The organism is Pseudodesulfovibrio sp. 5S69 (genome assembly GCF_037094465.1).
Taxonomy (GTDB): Bacteria; Desulfobacterota; Desulfovibrionia; order Desulfovibrionales; family Desulfovibrionaceae; genus Pseudodesulfovibrio; species Pseudodesulfovibrio methanolicus.
On the sequence record NZ_CP146609.1, the window covers coordinates 854,193 to 870,943 of the forward strand.

Genomic DNA, 16,751 nt, shown 5'->3' on the forward strand with positions numbered 1-16,751 from the left:
ACAGGATACACGTACACCCCATGCGGGAATACAAAAAAATCGGCGTCTGGCAGACCGCCTTCCTGGGCGATGCGGTCCTGACCCTGCCGCTGCTCAGGGCCCTGAAGGACCGGTATCCGGACGCGGAGATCCATTTCTTCGTGCGTGCCGGGGTGGAGTCCGTGTTCGCGGGCCAGCCCGAGATCGCGCAGGTGCGACCCTTTGCCAAGCGCGGCGCGCAGAAATCCCTGAACGCCGCGGTGCGTCTGGGCTGGGAGATCGGCCGGGAAGGCTTCGACCTGTGGATATCCACCCATACCAGCCTGCGCTCGGCCCTGGTGGCCGGGGCCACGGGCATCAGGCGGCGCATCGGCTACAACCGGCCGTGGTACAACCGGCTGGGCTACACCGAGACCGTGGACCGGCGCTTCGGCGAGCTGGCCGAGATCGAACGGCTCATGGAGTTGGGCCGGCCGTTGGGTATCACCGGCCCGGCCCCCGAAGCCCGGCTGGTCCTGCCCGAAGAGGCCATGCGGGCGGCAGACCGGTTCTGGAAGACCTCAGAGTTCGACCGGCCCGTGCTCGGCATCCACCCCGGCTCCACCTGGCCGACCAAGTGCTGGCCCGAGGAGTATTTCAGCGAGATCGTCCGCCGCGCCGCGGCTGCGGGCGCGCACGTGCTCGTCTTTGCCGGGCCGGGTGAGGAGGCGGTGGCCGCGCAGGTCATCGACCGGGCCCAGGCCGACCCGCACCGGGTGACCAACCTGGCCGGACAGCTCTCGCTCCCGGAACTGGCCGCCTACCAGGGCAGGCTCGACGCCTACCTGACCAACGATTCCGGTCCCATGCACCTGGCCTGGACCCAGGACGTGCCCCTGGTGGCGCTGTTCGGCCCGACCGTCGAGTCGCTCGGGTTCTTCCCGCGCGGCGGCCACTCCACGGTCCTGGAGAACAACGGGCTGACCTGCCGCCCCTGCGGCCTGCACGGGCCGAAAAAATGCCCCGAGGGCCACTTCAAGTGCATGCACGAACTCACCCCGGACCGGGTCTGGGACGCGCTCCGGATCAAGCTTGGGCTGTCGCAAGAGGAATTGTGAAAAAATAGTAATCAGTGTTGATTACTGCTTGTTTATATATGGAGAGAGTCTACCATACATATCCTGTATGGCCGCTGAACTATAGTTTGTACCTTTCCACGCCTTAAATTCACGCTCTATATTTTCAGCTGTAACTTTTTCCCCCTGTGACCTGAGGGATTCAGCACAATATAAAACAGTCCCTGCACATTCAAGGTTGTTGAAATCAAAGTCTTCGACAACCGTTTTGAACTCATTCAAATGGTTTTCGATCAGGGCAACCGCGTCTTGGGGTGGTTTCGAATATCCACTTAAATCGTTGACTTCAATTGTGTAGCTATTCTGTCTGATTTCATCCCAAAATGCCATACTTCCAAGTGTGCTAGCAAGATCAAATGAGAATGGCCCATATGTATAAGGCTCAAATTTAAATCCTGTAACAAACCCTTGTGTATTGAGAAAGTATAGAAATTTGTGCAAAACAACTTTTTGCAGAGGAACTTCATTTGACTGAAGGATCCTGAGCACATTTGCAACCATCTGCTTGTTCATATCCCTCATTTAGCACCCCTCTCTTCCGCTTCCAGTCCCATTAGCAATTTATTTGCATCAGAGTGTCTTGCCGGTTTGACGTACACTCGGAAAATGTGAACTGGTTCATCTGCTAGCTGTCTGAATATCCAAGATCGATCGGTTATGTCAACATACCGTTCTGGCCTTCCTTTACCTTCACGAGTTGACAGAGTTATTTTGCCGTACTGCTCTGCTGGAGAATTTTGAGCTTTCGCTTCCGAGCCGTCCGGTTCAGTTCCCCTTTTCAAAATTTCGACTGGCTGCTCTTGAGTGAAATAATCTTCCCCTTCAGCAAAGTCAGGAGCATCACGCAATTTGCGAACAAGTGCCTTGAAAAAAAATTTCCCCTCAGATGAAGAACTGGTTGTATCGATTACAGGGACAAGGTGTTCATTTCTGAAGATGTAATCTGACCATTCACTTTGTGACTCTTTTGCAGCTGTAATAATAGTATAATCATCAACAGTGGCAAGTCTCTCAAAGTCGGCAAAGACTATAGCTCCATTTTCAATTGTTAGAGGCAGGACGTTGGGCATCTCTTGTACGAATCGTCTTAAAACCCAATCATACCCACTACGTGTCCTGTGATAGGGTATTTGTAAGTTGTAGTGGTATCTAGAGACTAGAAAAGATTCTGCAACGTGTAAATCTGCCTCGTCGACGACAAGAGAAAAATGCCCGGTAGCGTCCTCTTCACGAGCAGCAAATATTTGTAAATACCGTGCGAAATCATACTCTCCGTATTTAACTCCACAGGAATGAGAATCTCGCAGGAGATAATCAGCCCTATCGGCATCAAGCTGTCCTGAAATAATTTCGTGAAAAAGTTTGTAATGTGCTGGTGGTTTTTTTGCGAGAAGGGCAGCGACAACAGAGGGGTTAATATTTTCTGATGTTATGACATCAGAAATGCCTGCATAGTTATTAATGATATATTGGCTAAGGTCTTCGTGACTTAACCCTTGTAACCATTCTTTTTCTACAGCATGAGAAAAAGGAAGGTGTCCAATGTCATGTAATAATGCAGCAAAACGTAAAGTTTTTATAATCTTAGCGCTAGGTTCTAAATTCAGTTGGGTGTGCTTATGATCCATTACCCCAGCGAGCATTAAAGTAGCACAGTGCATAACTCCAATTGAGTGCACAAAACGTGAGTGTTCCGCCGACGGATACACGTATTTTGTTAAGGCCAGTTGATGAATTCTGCGTAGCCTTTGAAAAATCGGTGAATCGATTATTTTTAGTTCAGCGTCTGTTAGGAGTATGAATCCGTAAAGTGGATCTCGAATGCGATGTTTAGCATCAATTTTTTTAAAATATTCTTCCACATCGTAGTCCTAGTTTAATGCATTTTTTATTCAACTACTCCATTTTACAAAGAACAGCAAGTACGTAATCTTGAGTTGCTAGTGTGTAAGCAATGTTGTCTCTTGTCGAACGGCGATAAAAAATGATCCATCGAATCTAACCTAACAGCATGAAAAAGGGCGGTTCCTTGCGGAACCGCCCTTTTGTTATCGGGTGACGGAACGGGTCGTTGCTAGCAGGTGCCTGCGCCCTTGCCGCTGGACTTGCAGTTGATGCGCGTGATGGCGCGCTTCAGGGCAGCCTGGTTGCGGGTGGCCTCAACCTTTTCCTTGGCGGCCTGGGCGCGCTCTTGGGCACGCTCCTTGGCCTTCATGGCGCGTTCCACGTCGATCTCGGTGGCCTTCTCGGCAATCTCGGCCAGGATGGTGACCTGGTTATTGCTGACTTCGGCGAAGCCGCCGGAGACGAAGACGTAGTACGCCTTGCCGTCTTGTTTGTAGTGAAGATTGCCGATCCCGAGTGCGGACAGGAAGGGCACGTGGTTCGGCAGTACACCGAATTCGCCCATGATGCCGGGCGCGCCCACGTATTCCACGTCCTCGGAAAGAACCTTCCGGTCGGGAGTGACAATTTCAAGCTTCATAGTGGCCATGAGTTACCTCGCTTACTGCTTGGCTTTTTCGATGGCTTCCTCAATCGGGCCGCACATGTAGAAGGCCTGCTCGGGCAGGTCGTCGTACTTGCCGTCCAGAATGTCGCGGAACGCCTTCACGGTGTCCTCGGTCTTGACGTACACGCCGGGAACACCGGTGAAGACCTCGGCCACGTGGAACGGCTGGGACAGGAAGCGCTGCACGCGGCGGGCGCGGGCAACGGTCAGCTTGTCCTCGTCGGACAGTTCGTCCATACCGAGAATGGCGATGATGTCCTGCAGGTCCTTGTACTTCTGGAGCACGGACTGGACTTCACGAGCGGTCGCATAGTGTTCCTCGCCCAGAACGTCCGGGGAGAGGATGCGGGAGGTGGAGTCCAGCGGGTCGACTGCGGGGTAGATGCCCAGCTCGGCGATCTGACGGGACAGAACCAGGGTACCGTCAAGGTGCGCGAAGGTGGTGGCCGGCGCGGGGTCGGTCAAGTCATCGGCGGGCACGTAAACGGCCTGAACCGAGGTGATGGAGCCCTTGTTGGTCGAGGTGATGCGCTCCTGCAGCTTACCAAGGTCGGTGCCCAGGGTCGGCTGGTAACCAACCGCGGAAGGCATGCGGCCGAGCAGCGCGGAGACCTCGGAACCCGCCTGGGTGAAGCGGAAGATGTTGTCGACGAAGAGCAGCACGTCCTGGCCTTCCTCGTCACGGAAGTATTCCGCACAGGTCAGGGCGGTCAGGGCGACGCGGGCACGGGCTCCCGGAGGCTCGTTCATCTGGCCGTAGACCAGGGCGGCTTTCTCCAGAACGCCGGCGTCCTTCATTTCGTGGTAGAGGTCGTTGCCCTCACGGGTGCGCTCACCAACACCGGCGAACACGGAAATGCCGCCGTGCTGCTTGGCGATGTTGTTGATCATCTCCATGAGAATAACGGTCTTGCCGACACCGGCGCCGCCGAACAGGCCCATCTTGCCGCCCTTGGGGAACGGGATGAGCAGGTCAACGACCTTGATGCCGGTTTCGAGCAGTTCGACGTTGGTGGCCTGTTCGGTGAAGGCAGGGGCCTCACGGTGAATGGGCATCCGCTTTTCACAGGGCACTTCACCCAATTCATCGACGGGCTTGCCGACGACGTTCATGATGCGGCCCAGAGAGCCGGAGCCGACGGGCACGGTGATGGGCGACTCGGTATCCGATGCCTCCATGCCGCGGACGAGACCTTCGGTGGCGTCCATGGCGATGGTGCGGACCACGTTGTTGCCCAGGTGCTGAGCGACCTCGCAAATCAGATCGGGTGCGTCCATGTTGTTGGGGTTTTTGATCTCCAACGCAGACAGAATGTTGGGAAGATTCCCTTCGGTAAATTCGACGTCGACAACGGCGCCGATTACCTGAACGATTTTACCAATATTAGCCATTTTTCATAGCCCCCTTTTATCCTTTCAGCGCTTCCACGCCGCCGACAATGTCCATAAGATCGCCAGTGATGGCGGCCTGCCTTGTCTTGTTGTAGAGCAAGGTCAGGGTGTCCGTCAGTTCGTCGCACGCCTTGGTGGCGTTATCCATGGCCGCCATACGGGCCGCGTGCTCGGATGCGGAAGTATCCAGCAGGGCGCGGTATACCTGGACCTTGATAAACCGAGGCAGAAGCTCGGCCAGCAGGCCCTCGACAGACGGTTCGTACAAGTAGTCTCCGGTGGATCCGGACTCGCCTTCGCTTGCAACCTCTTCCTGAGCAGCCATGGGCAGGACCGTCAGGTTGACGGGCGGCTGTTTGGCCATGCTCTGGAATTCGCCGAAGCACACGTGGACCTCATCGAGGTCGCCCTCGATGTACCCGGCGATCAGCTCGTTGCCGACGCTCGCCGCCAGGGTGAAGTCGAAGTGGGTCATGGCGTCGGCCTCGGCGCGCACGATCTCGAAATCGAGCTTGCGGAAGGCATCGCGGGCCTTCTTGCCGATGCACCAGACCTTGACCGTCTTGCCCTCGGCCGCCTTGGCCTGGGCCAGACGTTTGGCCGTGTTGATGATATTGATATTGAACGCGCCGCACAGCCCGCGGTCGGAGGTAGCGACCATGATTCCCACGGTCTTCACTTCCTCACGGACTTCCAGCAGCGGATGTACCGATTCGTCGGCACCGGCCGCCAAGTCGCCGAGCATCTCGTAAAACTTGTTCGCATACGGACGGAAGCGTTCGATACGCTCCTGTGAGTTGCGCAGTTTTGCCGAGGCCACCATTCCCATGGCCTTGGTGATCTGCTTGGTTTTCTTGACGCCAGTGATCTGATTCTGGACGTCTCTTAACGAAGCCATTCAATTACCCCTTAGGTTAAGCGCTGAAGCCTTTCTTGAACTCTTCGATCGCGGCCTTGAGGTCGGCTTCGACGGCGTCGTCGATTTTCTCTTTCTCGGCGATGGCGTCGAGAACGGCGGACTTGGCGTTGCGCATGAAATCCAGGAATTCGGCTTCGAACTTCTGGACGGCTTCAAGCGGAACTTCGTCGATGAAGCCGCGGGTACCTGCGTACAGCACGGCCACCTGCTCCTGGACGGTCAGGGGCTGGTACTGGGGCTGCTTGAGCAGCTCGACCATGCGGGCACCGCGGTTGAGCTTGGACTGGGTGGCCTTGTCCAGGTCGGAGCCGAAGGAGGCGAACGCCGCCAGCTCGCGGTACTGGGCGAGGTCGAGGCGCAGGGTACCGGCGACCTGCTTCATGGCTTTGATCTGCGCGGAACCGCCGACTCGGGAGACCGAGAGGCCGACGTTGATGGCCGGACGGACGCCGGACAGGAACAGGTTGGGCTCCAGGTAGATCTGACCGTCGGTGATGGAGATAACGTTGGTCGGGATGAACGCCGACACGTCACCGGCCTGGGTCTCGATGACCGGCAGGGCGGTCATGGAACCGGCACCCAGGGAGTCGTTGACCTTGCAGGCGCGCTCCAGCAGGCGGGAGTGCAGGTAGAAGACGTCGCCGGGGAAGGCTTCACGTCCCGGGGGGCGGCGAAGCAGCAGCGACATTTCGCGGTAAGCGGTGGCCTGCTTGGAAAGGTCATCGTAGCAGATCAGGGCGTGCTTGCCGTTGTCGCGGTAGAATTCGGCCATGGTCGCGCCGGTGTAGGCGGCGATGTACTGCAGGGGGGCAGGCTCGGAAGCGGTGGCCGAAACGATGGTGGTGTATTCCATGGCGCCGTGCTGACGGAGCACGTCGGCGACCAGGGCGACGGAGGCCTTCTTCTGGCCGATGGCCACGTAGAAGCAATGCACGTCGGTGGTCTTCTGGGCCAGGATGGCATCGACACAGACGGCGGTCTTGCCGGTCTGGCGGTCACCGATGACCAGTTCGCGCTGGCCGCGGCCGACCGGAGTCATGGCGTCGATGGCCTTGAGACCGGTGTAGCAGGGCTCGTGAACGGACTTACGGGCGATGATGCCGGGGGCCTTCATCTCAACCGGACGGGTCTCGGTGGACTCGATGGGGCCCAGGCCGTCGATGGGCTGGCCCAGGGGGTTGACCACGCGGCCCATGACGCCGTCGCCGACCGGGACCGAGTAGATCTGGCCGGTACGCTTGACCGGGTCGCCTTCCTTAACCCCGGTGTCGGAGCCCAGCAGGGCGACACCCACGTTGTCTTCTTCCAGGTTGAGGACCATGCCCATCAGGCCGCCGGGGAATTCCAGCAGCTCCATGGCCATGACGTTCTCAACGCCGTGCACGCGAGCGATACCGTCACCCACGTAGAGGACGGTGCCGGTCTCGCTCATTTCAACACGAGATTCGTAATTCTGAATCTGGTCCTGAATGATTTTGCTGATTTCTTCTGCTTTGATCTGCATTGCCCTACTCACCCCTTTTAATATTTTCTTTCAAAATCTGCAGCTGAGCCTTGAGGCTGGCATCCATGACCTTGTCCTCGACCTTGAGGACGATACCGCCGAGAATGGACTCGTCGGTGGAAAAGGACAGTTCCAGCTTCTTGCCGGCCTGCTTCTCCAGTTGGCTCTGGATTGCGGATTTTCTTTCCTCGTTGAGTTCGCTCACCGTGATGAGTTCACCGGTGACGACGCCGGAGACGGCATCCATCATAGCCTTGTAGTCGGCGGCGATGGCGGGGAACATCTCGACACGGCCGCGGTCGGCCAGCAGGTCGCAGAAGTTCTTGACCATCGGTTCCAGCGACATCCTGTCGACCAGCTGGCTCACGACCGCTTTCTTCTCCTCGGCGCTGAAGGCCGGGTTGCGGAAGAAGGCCATGGCTTCGGGAGCTTCCTCGATGGAAGCGCTGATGGCAGCCAGCTGTTCGCCGTATTTCGCCTGTTCGGCCTCGCCCTTGGCGGCGCCGACGGCAAAGAGTGCCTTGGCGTAACGGCGGGAAACTACGTTACCGATCAATTGAGCACCACCTTTGTTAAATAGTCATCCACGAGCTTGTCGTGGTCTTCGGCGCTCAGCTTCTCGGCAACGATCTTTTCGGCGGCGGCCACGACCATGTCGGCCATTTCGGCGCGGATGGTCTTGACGGCGGCCTGCGCTTCGTTGGAAGCGGTGCGCTTCGCCTGGTCGGCCATGGCGGCGGCATCGTTCTTCGCCTTCTCGATGATGGCGGTCTTGATGGCTTCGCCCTGAGCCTTGGCGTCGTCCAGAATCTGCTGCTTTTCCTGAGCCATGTTGGCGATGCTCGCCTCGACTTCCTTGAGCTTCTTCTCGGCCTCCACCTGACGGGCCTGCAGGTCGTCCAGATCCTGCTTGATGCCGTCACGGCGTCCGACGAAGAAGTCCTTGATCTTGGAACCCGCGGCCCACCAGATGATCGCGAGGAACAGCGCCAAGTTGATCAGCCGGAAGATATACCGCTCCAGCTGGTAGTCCGCAATGAACCACCCCTCGAGATGGGGACCGTGCTCACTGGCAAAGGCGACCGCGGAGATCGCCAGAGCGGTCAGCAGGACCGTAAAAAACAAGTACGTCCGTTTCAAAGTGGGAACCCTCCTCTTGTCTAAGCCTGGCCCAGGATCTTGCCTGTCGCCTGCTCAGCGTAGTCGTACACGTCCTTGGTCAGTTGCTCCATGGCAACCTTGACCTCGGACTGGATCTCGGCACGGTTGGCCTTGATCAGGCTCGAGGCTTCCTTGCCGGCTTCGGCCAGCATGGCCTGTTCCTCGGCCACGCCTTCGTCCTTGGCGGCGTTGCGGATCTCTCCGGCTTCCTTGCGCGCCTCGGACAACTGGGCCTCGTAGTCGGCCACTTTTTTCTCGGCGCTGGAGTTGAAGCCCTCGATCTTCTCCAGCTGGTCGGACATCAACCCCTTGCGCTTCTTGATGATTTCGCGGATCGGACGGATCAGCACGACATTCAGCAAGAAGATCATGACAATGAAGTTCAGACCTTGGATAAAAATTGTTTTGTCAGGTACTACCATACCATATGCCCCCGATGAGGTTGTGAATTTTGGCGCAAAGTCACTGGGAATTACCCAATTTCGCGGGTTGTGTCAAAGGCTTTTTGCCTTTGAACCTGCGTGAATTCAAGCTTTCGAAATCGGTCTAGGACGGATCGGAATTCTTGTCCGGCTTTGCACCTGCGGCGGCGTCCAGGCTGCCCATGACGAGTTCGCCTTCGAGCACCGCACCTTCCTCGACTACCAGGACCGGAGTCCTGATGTTGCCCTGCAAATTCGCGGTCTTGTGCAGGACGACTTTGTTCTTCGCCTCCACTTCACCCTTGATCCTGCCGGAGAGCACCAACTGGCCGACCTTGACCTGGCCGTCCACCACGGCGTCCTGACCGATGACCAGCGTTCCTTCGGAAACCACCTCACCCTGGAAGTTGCCGTCGATGCGCACCGCACCCTGGAAATGCAACTTGCCGTGATAGTTGGTTCCCGCCCCCAAAAACGCATTGATCTCATCTCTGGCCATGAAAACCCGCTCCTGCAAAACCTGGTTGTGAAAAAAGGGGCTTGTTCCGAGTCGATCAGGCCTGTTTGAACAGGAACCGGCGCATCGACACATTGAGCACAAGCCCGACGAGGCAAAAATTCACCAGGGTGGCGCTGCCCCCGTAACTGATGAACGGAAGCGGTATGCCGACCACTGGCATCAGCCCGAGGACCATACCCGTATTAATCAGGATTTGCCAGAAAAAATAGAAGAACACACCGGCCGCCAGGTAGGACCCGAACAGGCCTCGCGCGTCCCGGGCGATGACCACCATTTGATAAAGAAATACGCAGAATAAGGTCAGCAGAATCATGGTTCCGACAAAGCCCCATTCCTCCCCGAAAACGGCCACGGCGAAGTCCGTGTGGCGTTCCGGCAAAAAGCGGAGCTGGGACTGGGTCCCCTCCAGGAAACCCTTGCCCCAGAACCCGCCGGAGCCGATGGCGATCTCGGACTGGATGATGTGGTAGCCCGCGCCCAGCGGGTCGGTGGTCGGGTCCAGAAAGGTCATGATGCGCTGCTTCTGGTAGTCGTGGAGGAAGAACCAGGACAGGGGCAGCAGGCAGGGGATGGCCACCAGGCAGGTCTTGAAGACCCTGGCCGTCACGCCCCGGAACAGGATCATGCCGCCCAGGATCATCAGGATGGACAACCCCGAGCCCAGGTCCGGCTGCTTGATGATCAGCCCGGCCAGGACCAGGCCCACGCCGAACACGTAGGCCAGGCGAATAAAGTTCAGTGGTTCGCGTTCCCTGGACAATATTCGGGCGCCCACGATGAGGATGGCTATCTTGGCCAGCTCCGAGGGCTGGAAGTTCATGAACCCGAGGTCGAGCCAGCGCCGCGCGCCGTAGATGGTCTTGCCCGCGAAAAACACGGCCACGAGCAGGACCACCGTGGTCCAGAACAGGGGCCAGGCCAGGGTCTTGAGGTGGCGGTAGTCGAAGAACATGAAGACGACCATGCCGAACAGCCCCATGAGCCCCCAGAGGAGCTGGCGGTGGTAGAAGGGGGCCATGTTCATGCCCTCTTCCAGGCGGGTGCCGCTGGCCGAATAGAGGTTGAGCACGCCGATGAGGAAGAGGATCACGGCCAGGCCGAAGAGCGGCCAGTTGATATACAAGAGCAGCCTGCGATCAATCGGCACGGCGCTTCTCCTTGTGCTTGAGGGACAGGGCGCGAACGGCCCGGGCCTTGGCCTTCCGTTCCTCGGGGTTGGGGGTGACCTTGCCTTCGAAGAGATAGTCGATGACCGCCTTGACGATGGGCCCGGCCCCGGACCCGCCGTGCAGGCCGTGCTCCACCAGGCAGGCGATGGCGAAGCGGTGCCCGTCCTTCTCGGCGATGGCCGCCATCCAGGCGTGGTCGCGGAACCTGTAGGGGATCTGGTCGTCCTTGAGCTCTTTGAGTTCGTCGGTCAGCCGGACCACCTGGGCCGTGCCGGTCTTGCCGCCCACGACCACGCCCTTGGTGCGGATGCGGCGGCAGGTGCCGTGCGGGGTCTCCACCGTGTCGACCAGGGCCTGGCGGAGCAGTTCGATCTGGTCGGGGCGCAGGGGGATGTCCGCCTGGACCACGGTTTTCTCGTCTTTGAGCAGCAGGGGCTTGAGCAGCCTGCCGCCGTTGGCGATGCCCGCGAAGAAGCGGACCACCTGGAGGGGCGTGACCAGGGTGAAGCCCTGGCCGATGGCCATGTTCAGGTTGTCGCCGCCCTGCCAGGACTCGCCGAACCGTTTGAGCTTCCACTCGCGGGTGGGAATGTTGCCCGCTTTTTCGTGGGGCAGGCGGATGCCGGTCTTCTCGCCGAAGCCCACGGCCTTGGCGAACTCGCTCATGCGGTCCACGGTGAGCTTCTTGCCGAGCTTGTAGAAATAGACGTCGCAGGATTCCACCAGGGCGCGGTTCATGTCCACCTTGCCGTGACCGCCCCGCCGCCAGCAGCGGAAGATGCGGCGCCCGAGTTTGACGAATCCGGGGCAGAACACGGTCTCGTTGGGGGCGATCATGCCGTAGTGCAGCCCGGCCCCGGCGACTACGTGCTTGAAGATGGAGCCCGGCGGGTAGACCGACTGGATGACCCGGTTCTGCATGGGGTGCAGGGGGTTGTCCCGGAGCTTGGCCCACTGCTTGGAGCTCAGGCCCGAGGAAAAGTCGTTGGAGTCGTAGGACGGGGCCGTGGCCAGGGCCCAGAGCTGGCCGGTGTCGGCGTCCATGACGGCCACGCCGCCTGCCTCCTCGGCGAGCCAGTCCATGCACAGCTTCTGCAACCCCAGGTCGATGGACAGGGATATCTCGTGCCCGGCCTGGGGGTGCCTGAGGACCCGCTCCTTGAGCCGCCTGCCGTTGACGTCCACCTGGTACTGGGCCAGCCCCTTGCTGCCGCGCATGCGGTCCTCAAGCATGAGCTCGATGCCCTGCTTGCCCACGTAGTCGCCCAGCGCCAGGTCGGGCCGCCTGGCCATGTCCTCCTCGTCCGCCTCGGCCACGTAGCCGAGCACGTGGGCGAGCAAGGTGCCGTAGCGATACAGCCTGCGCGGCCGGAACTGGATCTCCAGGCCGGGCCAGCGCAGCTTGTTGGTCTCGACCAGGGCCAGTTGGGCGAAGGTCAGGTCCGGGACGATGATCAGCGGCTCGAACGGTTTCACCCGCTTGCGGTTCTTGTTGTACAGGGTTTTGAGCTCGAAGTAGTCCTTGCCGGTCCAGGCCGCGATCTGGTGGACCAGGCGGTCCACGTCCGGGCAGTCCTCGCGGATGATGCCGAGCGCGTAGGCGGGCTCGTTCACGGCCAGCAGGTCGCCGTTGCGGTCGCGGATGAGCCCGCGCGGCGAGGGGATGGACTCCTGGCGGAGCTGGTTTTCCAGGGCCTTGGCCTGGTACTCCTCGCTGCGGTGGATCTGGAGATACCACAGGCGGATGGCGAACAGGCAGAAGAGCCCCAGGATGAGCGCCTGGAGCAGGATCAGGCCCGAGCGGGGGGCCTGTTGTTCGGATTCGTTATAAAGGTCTGACATCCTGCCGCAACCTCGCGGGGAAGAAGTGGTCCGCCAAAAACCAGATCACGGGGAAGACCACGGCCTGGATCGCGCCCTGGATCAGGATGGGGCGCATGGGTACCTCCAGGTTGGCCAGGGAGGACAGGCCGTAGATCAGGGCCGGATGGAGCGCACCCATCCACAGGCCGAGCAGGGCCATGAACAGGTAGGAGCGGGCCTCGAAGAGCCAGCGCCCGGCAAAGAAGGCGGCGGCCAGCAGCCCGTACCAGGCCAGGCCGTAGCCGAAGGGCAGGTTGCCCGTGCCCTCGATCAGCAGAATCCAGATCACGGCCAGCACCGAGGTGCGCTGCCCGTTCTCCTCCTGGAGGGAGACGATCAGGGCCGGGGCGAAGACGTCGATGCCCGGCACTGTCCGCTGGGCCCATACGCCGAAGACGGTGTAGGCACCCCACCAGAGCACGGCCAGGGCGCTATTGGTCGGCAGCACCGCTTGCCTCCTCCTTCCCGGATTCGGGCCTGGCCGGGGCTTCGGGCGCGGCCGTATCGCCGGTCCCGGCCTCCACGGCGGCCTCAGGCTCGCGGCTGAGGAGCAGGACCTCTTCGAGTCCGGCCACGTCCACCAGGGGCTCGGCCTGGACCGTCAGGAACAGGGAAATGTCGGACCGCCTGATCTTGGTCACCCTGGCCACGGGCAGTCCCTTGGGGTAGATGCCGGACAGCCCGGAGGAGAGCAGCAGCTCGCCGGGATCCACGGGCGCGTTCTGGTTGACGTAGCGCAGTTGCAGCGGCTCGCCGTACCCTTGGCCCGAGAGCATGCCGGGCGAGCGGTTGTTGGCCCCGATGACCGCGATGCGGGAGTTGGGGTCGGTCAGGAGCAGGACCGTGGAGGTGGCCGCGCCCGAACGCAGGATGCGCCCGACCAGCCCCTGGAGGGAGGCCACGGGCATGTCGTCGGTCACGCCGGACGCCTTGCCCTTGTCCACGACCACGGTGTCGAGCGCGCCCGCCGGGCCCATGCGCTGGCCGATGACCCGGGCCCCGGAAAAGGTCCACTTCTCGGGGGCGCGGAAGCCGAGCAGGGCTTCCAGGCGGGCGGCGGACCGGGCCTGCGCGCCCATGAGCATGTTGGTCCGCCGCAGGTCGGCGGCCTCGGCCCGGAGCGCGTCGTTGTCCTGCTTCAGTCCCACCAGGTAGATGTAGCGGTGCCAGAAGCCGGAGACCTGCTCCGCGACCCAGATGCCGGGCTTGAGGATGATGCCGGAGATGTCCAGCCCGGTGTGGGAGGACAGGGCGTCCAGGTGGCCGGTGCGCAGGTTCCAGGTGAACAGGGACAGGTACACGAAAAGACAGGCCACGATGAGGATGGCGATCTTCTTGAGTCCTCTCATGCGTCCTTCCCCGCAAACTTATGAAAGCGCACAATTGCGGCTTCGGGCAATCGTGCGCTTTCGGATAACCGTTGTTTGGCCATATCGTCCGTTAGTCGGTGGTGATGTCCTTGTACAGGTCGATATTGTCGAGCGCCTTGCCCGAGCCGAGCACGACCGCGGTGAGCGGGTCCTCCACCACCGTGATGGGCAGCTGGGTCTCGTGCTGCAACAACTGGTCGAGCCCCTTGAGGAGCGCGCCGCCGCCGGTCAGGACGATGCCCCGGTCGACGATGTCCGCCGCCAGTTCGGGCGGGGTCTGCTCCAGCGCGATGCGCACGCCCTGGACGATGCCCTCGACCTGCTCGGAGATGGCCTCGCGGACCTCTTCGGCGGTGATGGGACGGTTCTGGGGGATGCCGGTGACCAGGTCGCGGCCTTTGACTTCCATGATCGGCTCCTCGTCTCCGAGCGGATAGGCGGACCCGATGTGGATCTTGATCTGCTCGGCCGTGGATTCGCCGATGAGCATGTTGTACTTGCGCTTGACGTGCTGCATGATCGCCTCGTCCATCTTGTCGCCGCCGATGCGCACGCTTCGCGCATAGACGATGCCGGACAAAGAGATGACGGCGATCTCGGTGGTGCCGCCGCCGATGTCCACGATCATGTTCGAGGTCGGTTCGGTGATCGGCAGGTTTGCGCCGATGGCCGCGGCCATCGGCTCCTCGATGAGGTAGACCTCGCGGGCCCCGGCGGATTGCGCCGATTCCTTGACCGCCCGCTTCTCGACCTGGGTGATGCCCGTGGGCACGCAGATCATGATCCGCGGCCGGACCAGGCGGCGGGAGTTGTGGACCTTGGAGATGAAGTGCCGGAGCATGGCCTCGGTGACCTCGAAGTCGGCGATGACGCCGTCCTTCATGGGCCGGATGGCCACGATGTTGCCGGGCGTGCGGCCGAGCATCTTCTTGGCCTCGGCGCCCACGGCGAGAACGGTCTTGCCGCCCCGCGAATCCTTTTTGACCGCCACCACCGACGGCTCCGAGAGCATGACGCCCTTGCCCTTGACATAGACCAGGGTGTTGGCCGTGCCCAGGTCTATGGCCAGGTCATTGGAGAATGAGCCGATGATTCTGTTGAGCAGGTTACCCATGTACCCCCCGTTCGAAATTCGAAATGTGTCAGAAACCTATGCGTGAAACGCGCTTTCCAATGGGCGGGAAGTGCGCTAGCGTACAATATGAACTGCAGATTCGTACCAAATGAAACCGGGTCTAGCAATATGCCAGCACTGGTTTGCCATTTTTTTCTCAAGTTTTTCTAAAAAAAATCATGGTCCGCATCCATCGACTGTCCGCCTACCTCCGCCGACGGTTCGGCGAACGGGTCCAGAAGATCCCCCTGGACGCCGGTTTTTCATGCCCCAACCGGGACGGAACCCTGTCCCGGGAAGGGTGCGTGTTCTGCAACCCGCAGGGCTCGGGGTCGGGCCTGCTCCGCCGGGGACTATCCATACGGGAACAATGGGATTTCTGGCGTGACATTCATGTGAAGAAACACGGTCTGTCCCGATTTACCGCCTATCTCCAATCCTATTCCAACACCCACGGGCCGGCCGCCAAACTGGCCGCCGCCCTGGACGGACTCGGCTCCCTGCCCGGCCTGACCTGCCTGGCGCTCGGCACCCGGCCCGACTGCCTGGACGAGGAAAAGCTCGACCTGCTCGCCGCAAGCCGCGAACGGCTCGGCCTGGCCGAGGTCTTTCTGGAGCTCGGCCTGCAATCGGCCAGCGACGCGACGCTTGCTCACATCAACCGGGGCCACGACGCCGCCGCGTTCGCCGGGGCCGCGCGGGCCGCCGCCGAGCGCGGACTGACCGTGGTGGCCCACGTCATGGCCGGGTTGCCCGCGCCGGACGGCCGCGAGGGGCTCGCCGAACTGCTCGACACCGTGGCCTTCGTCGACGCGCTCCCGGTGGGCGGGATCAAGTTCCACAACGTCTACGTCTGCCGGGGCACGCGCCTGTCCCGCTGGTTCGACGAGGGGCGCTACGTCCCGCTCACCCAGGCGGAGTACCTGGACTGGCTGGGCGAGGCGATCATGCGCCTTGATCCGCGCGTTGTCATCCACCGATTGAACGGCAACCCGGCCCAGGGCGAACTGGTCGTTCCGGCCTGGGCGGGCAACATGCGCCGGGTGCACAATGCCGTCCGTGCCCACTTCGTAGAGCGCGACATCTGGCAGGGCAAGTTGAACGGGGCGGAGGACGGCCCGCCCGAGTGGTTCGACCCGGAAAACGGGGAGGGGCGATGACCGGGACCTTCGGCGAATGGGTGCGCAGCGGCCGATTCGGCCTGCGTCTGGATTGGCGGGACGGACTGGTCCGCCGCATCGAGGTGGCCTGGGCCGGGGACGTGCGCGAGTCCGATCCTCTGTCCGCAGCCGGTGTGGGACTCAAGGCGGCCCTGCTGCGCTACGAGGCCCGCCAGGCTCCGGACTGGCCGGACCTGCCGTTCGATTTTTCAGGTATGAGCGAATTTCAGAAGGCCGCCATCGAGGAGCTGCGCCACATCCCGCCGGGGACCACCCGGACCTACGGCCAGATGGCCGCCGTGCTCGGCCGCCCCAGGGGCGCGCAGGCCGTGGGCCGGGCCATGGGAGCCAACCCGTTCCCGGTCCTCTATCCCTGCCATCGCGTGGTCGGCGCGGCCGGCGCCATGACCGGCTTCTCCGCCTCGGGCGGCATCGCCATGAAAAAAGCCCTGCTCCGCCTCGAAGGCGCGGAACAGGCCTTGTTGCCGGGGTTGGAAGAGTAGGAATGCCTCCGGGCCTTCAGCGGTTGGCGAGTCTTTGAGCCCTACGGA

18 protein-coding genes are annotated in these 16,751 nt (G+C 61.0%); 3 read left to right on the top strand and 15 right to left on the bottom strand.

Annotation, left to right across the window (positions count from 1 at the left end; all coding sequences use genetic code 11):
- Nucleotides 1-20 precede the first annotated feature (20 nt).
- On the top strand, nt 21-1,076 hold the full coding sequence (gene waaF, locus V8V93_RS04035; protein WP_338669093.1) for a lipopolysaccharide heptosyltransferase II: 1,056 nt from the start codon (nt 21-23) through the stop codon (nt 1,074-1,076).
- 21 nt (nt 1,077-1,097) lie between these two features.
- On the opposite strand, the gene V8V93_RS04040 is transcribed toward waaF, so the two are convergent.
- The 15 genes from V8V93_RS04040 to V8V93_RS04110 form a co-directional block, all read right to left on the bottom strand.
- Nucleotides 1,098-1,607: a hypothetical protein gene (locus tag V8V93_RS04040; protein WP_338669094.1), complete on the bottom strand. Its 510-nt coding sequence runs from the start codon at nt 1,605-1,607 to the stop codon at nt 1,098-1,100.
- A gap of 5 nt (nt 1,608-1,612) precedes the next feature.
- The gene (locus tag V8V93_RS04045) at nt 1,613-2,956 is read right to left on the bottom strand and encodes an HD domain-containing protein (RefSeq protein ID WP_338669095.1); all 1,344 of its coding nucleotides are present in this window, start codon (nt 2,954-2,956) and stop codon (nt 1,613-1,615) included.
- Nucleotides 2,957-3,168: 212 nt separating this feature from the next.
- A complete protein-coding gene (locus V8V93_RS04050; protein WP_338669096.1) occupies nt 3,169-3,588 on the bottom strand; it encodes a F0F1 ATP synthase subunit epsilon in 420 nt (139 codons plus the stop codon).
- A gap of 12 nt (nt 3,589-3,600) precedes the next feature.
- Complete coding sequence (atpD, locus tag V8V93_RS04055; protein WP_338669097.1) at nt 3,601-4,998, bottom strand: F0F1 ATP synthase subunit beta; 1,398 nt, start codon at nt 4,996-4,998, stop codon at nt 3,601-3,603.
- 16 nt (nt 4,999-5,014) lie between these two features.
- On the bottom strand, nt 5,015-5,896 hold the full coding sequence (locus V8V93_RS04060) for a F0F1 ATP synthase subunit gamma (protein ID WP_338669098.1): 882 nt from the start codon (nt 5,894-5,896) through the stop codon (nt 5,015-5,017).
- 16 nt (nt 5,897-5,912) lie between these two features.
- Nucleotides 5,913-7,421, bottom strand: coding sequence for a F0F1 ATP synthase subunit alpha (atpA, locus tag V8V93_RS04065; protein ID WP_338669099.1), 1,509 nt, complete (start codon nt 7,419-7,421; stop codon nt 5,913-5,915).
- 4 nt (nt 7,422-7,425) lie between these two features.
- Nucleotides 7,426-7,977 (bottom strand): ATP synthase F1 subunit delta, encoded by a 552-nt coding sequence (gene atpH, locus V8V93_RS04070; RefSeq protein WP_338669100.1) that lies wholly within the window; start codon nt 7,975-7,977, stop codon nt 7,426-7,428.
- Nucleotides 7,974-8,561 carry an ATP synthase F0 subunit B gene (locus tag V8V93_RS04075; RefSeq protein ID WP_338669101.1) on the bottom strand — a complete coding sequence of 196 codons (588 nt, stop codon included), beginning with the start codon at nt 8,559-8,561 and terminating at the stop codon, nt 7,974-7,976. Before V8V93_RS04075 ends, atpH begins: the two co-directional genes overlap by 4 nt.
- Nucleotides 8,562-8,581: 20 nt before the next feature.
- The gene (locus tag V8V93_RS04080; protein WP_338669102.1) at nt 8,582-8,953 is read right to left on the bottom strand and encodes an ATP synthase F0 subunit B; all 372 of its coding nucleotides are present in this window, start codon (nt 8,951-8,953) and stop codon (nt 8,582-8,584) included.
- A gap of 175 nt (nt 8,954-9,128) precedes the next feature.
- Nucleotides 9,129-9,503 carry a bactofilin family protein gene (locus V8V93_RS04085; RefSeq protein ID WP_338669103.1) on the bottom strand — a complete coding sequence of 125 codons (375 nt, stop codon included), beginning with the start codon at nt 9,501-9,503 and terminating at the stop codon, nt 9,129-9,131.
- Nucleotides 9,504-9,558: 55 nt separating this feature from the next.
- On the bottom strand, nt 9,559-10,671 hold the full coding sequence (gene rodA, locus V8V93_RS04090) for a rod shape-determining protein RodA (protein ID WP_338669104.1): 1,113 nt from the start codon (nt 10,669-10,671) through the stop codon (nt 9,559-9,561).
- Nucleotides 10,661-12,535: a penicillin-binding protein 2 gene (gene mrdA, locus V8V93_RS04095; protein ID WP_338669105.1), complete on the bottom strand. Its 1,875-nt coding sequence runs from the start codon at nt 12,533-12,535 to the stop codon at nt 10,661-10,663. Before mrdA ends, rodA begins: the two co-directional genes overlap by 11 nt.
- Nucleotides 12,519-13,004, bottom strand: coding sequence for a hypothetical protein (locus V8V93_RS04100; RefSeq protein ID WP_338669106.1), 486 nt, complete (start codon nt 13,002-13,004; stop codon nt 12,519-12,521). The genes mrdA and V8V93_RS04100 overlap by 17 nt, the downstream gene beginning before the upstream one ends.
- Nucleotides 12,988-13,905: a rod shape-determining protein MreC gene (gene mreC, locus V8V93_RS04105; protein WP_338669107.1), complete on the bottom strand. Its 918-nt coding sequence runs from the start codon at nt 13,903-13,905 to the stop codon at nt 12,988-12,990. The genes V8V93_RS04100 and mreC overlap by 17 nt, the downstream gene beginning before the upstream one ends.
- A gap of 91 nt (nt 13,906-13,996) precedes the next feature.
- Nucleotides 13,997-15,040, bottom strand: coding sequence for a rod shape-determining protein (locus V8V93_RS04110; protein WP_066799352.1), 1,044 nt, complete (start codon nt 15,038-15,040; stop codon nt 13,997-13,999).
- A gap of 179 nt (nt 15,041-15,219) precedes the next feature.
- Here V8V93_RS04110 and V8V93_RS04115 point away from each other — a divergent pair, with 179 nt between their 5' ends.
- Nucleotides 15,220-16,200, top strand: coding sequence for a TIGR01212 family radical SAM protein (locus tag V8V93_RS04115; RefSeq protein ID WP_338669108.1), 981 nt, complete (start codon nt 15,220-15,222; stop codon nt 16,198-16,200).
- The gene (locus V8V93_RS04120; RefSeq protein WP_338669109.1) at nt 16,197-16,703 is read left to right on the top strand and encodes a methylated-DNA--[protein]-cysteine S-methyltransferase; all 507 of its coding nucleotides are present in this window, start codon (nt 16,197-16,199) and stop codon (nt 16,701-16,703) included. The genes V8V93_RS04115 and V8V93_RS04120 overlap by 4 nt, the downstream gene beginning before the upstream one ends.
- The last annotated feature ends 48 nt before the right edge of the window (nt 16,704-16,751 follow it).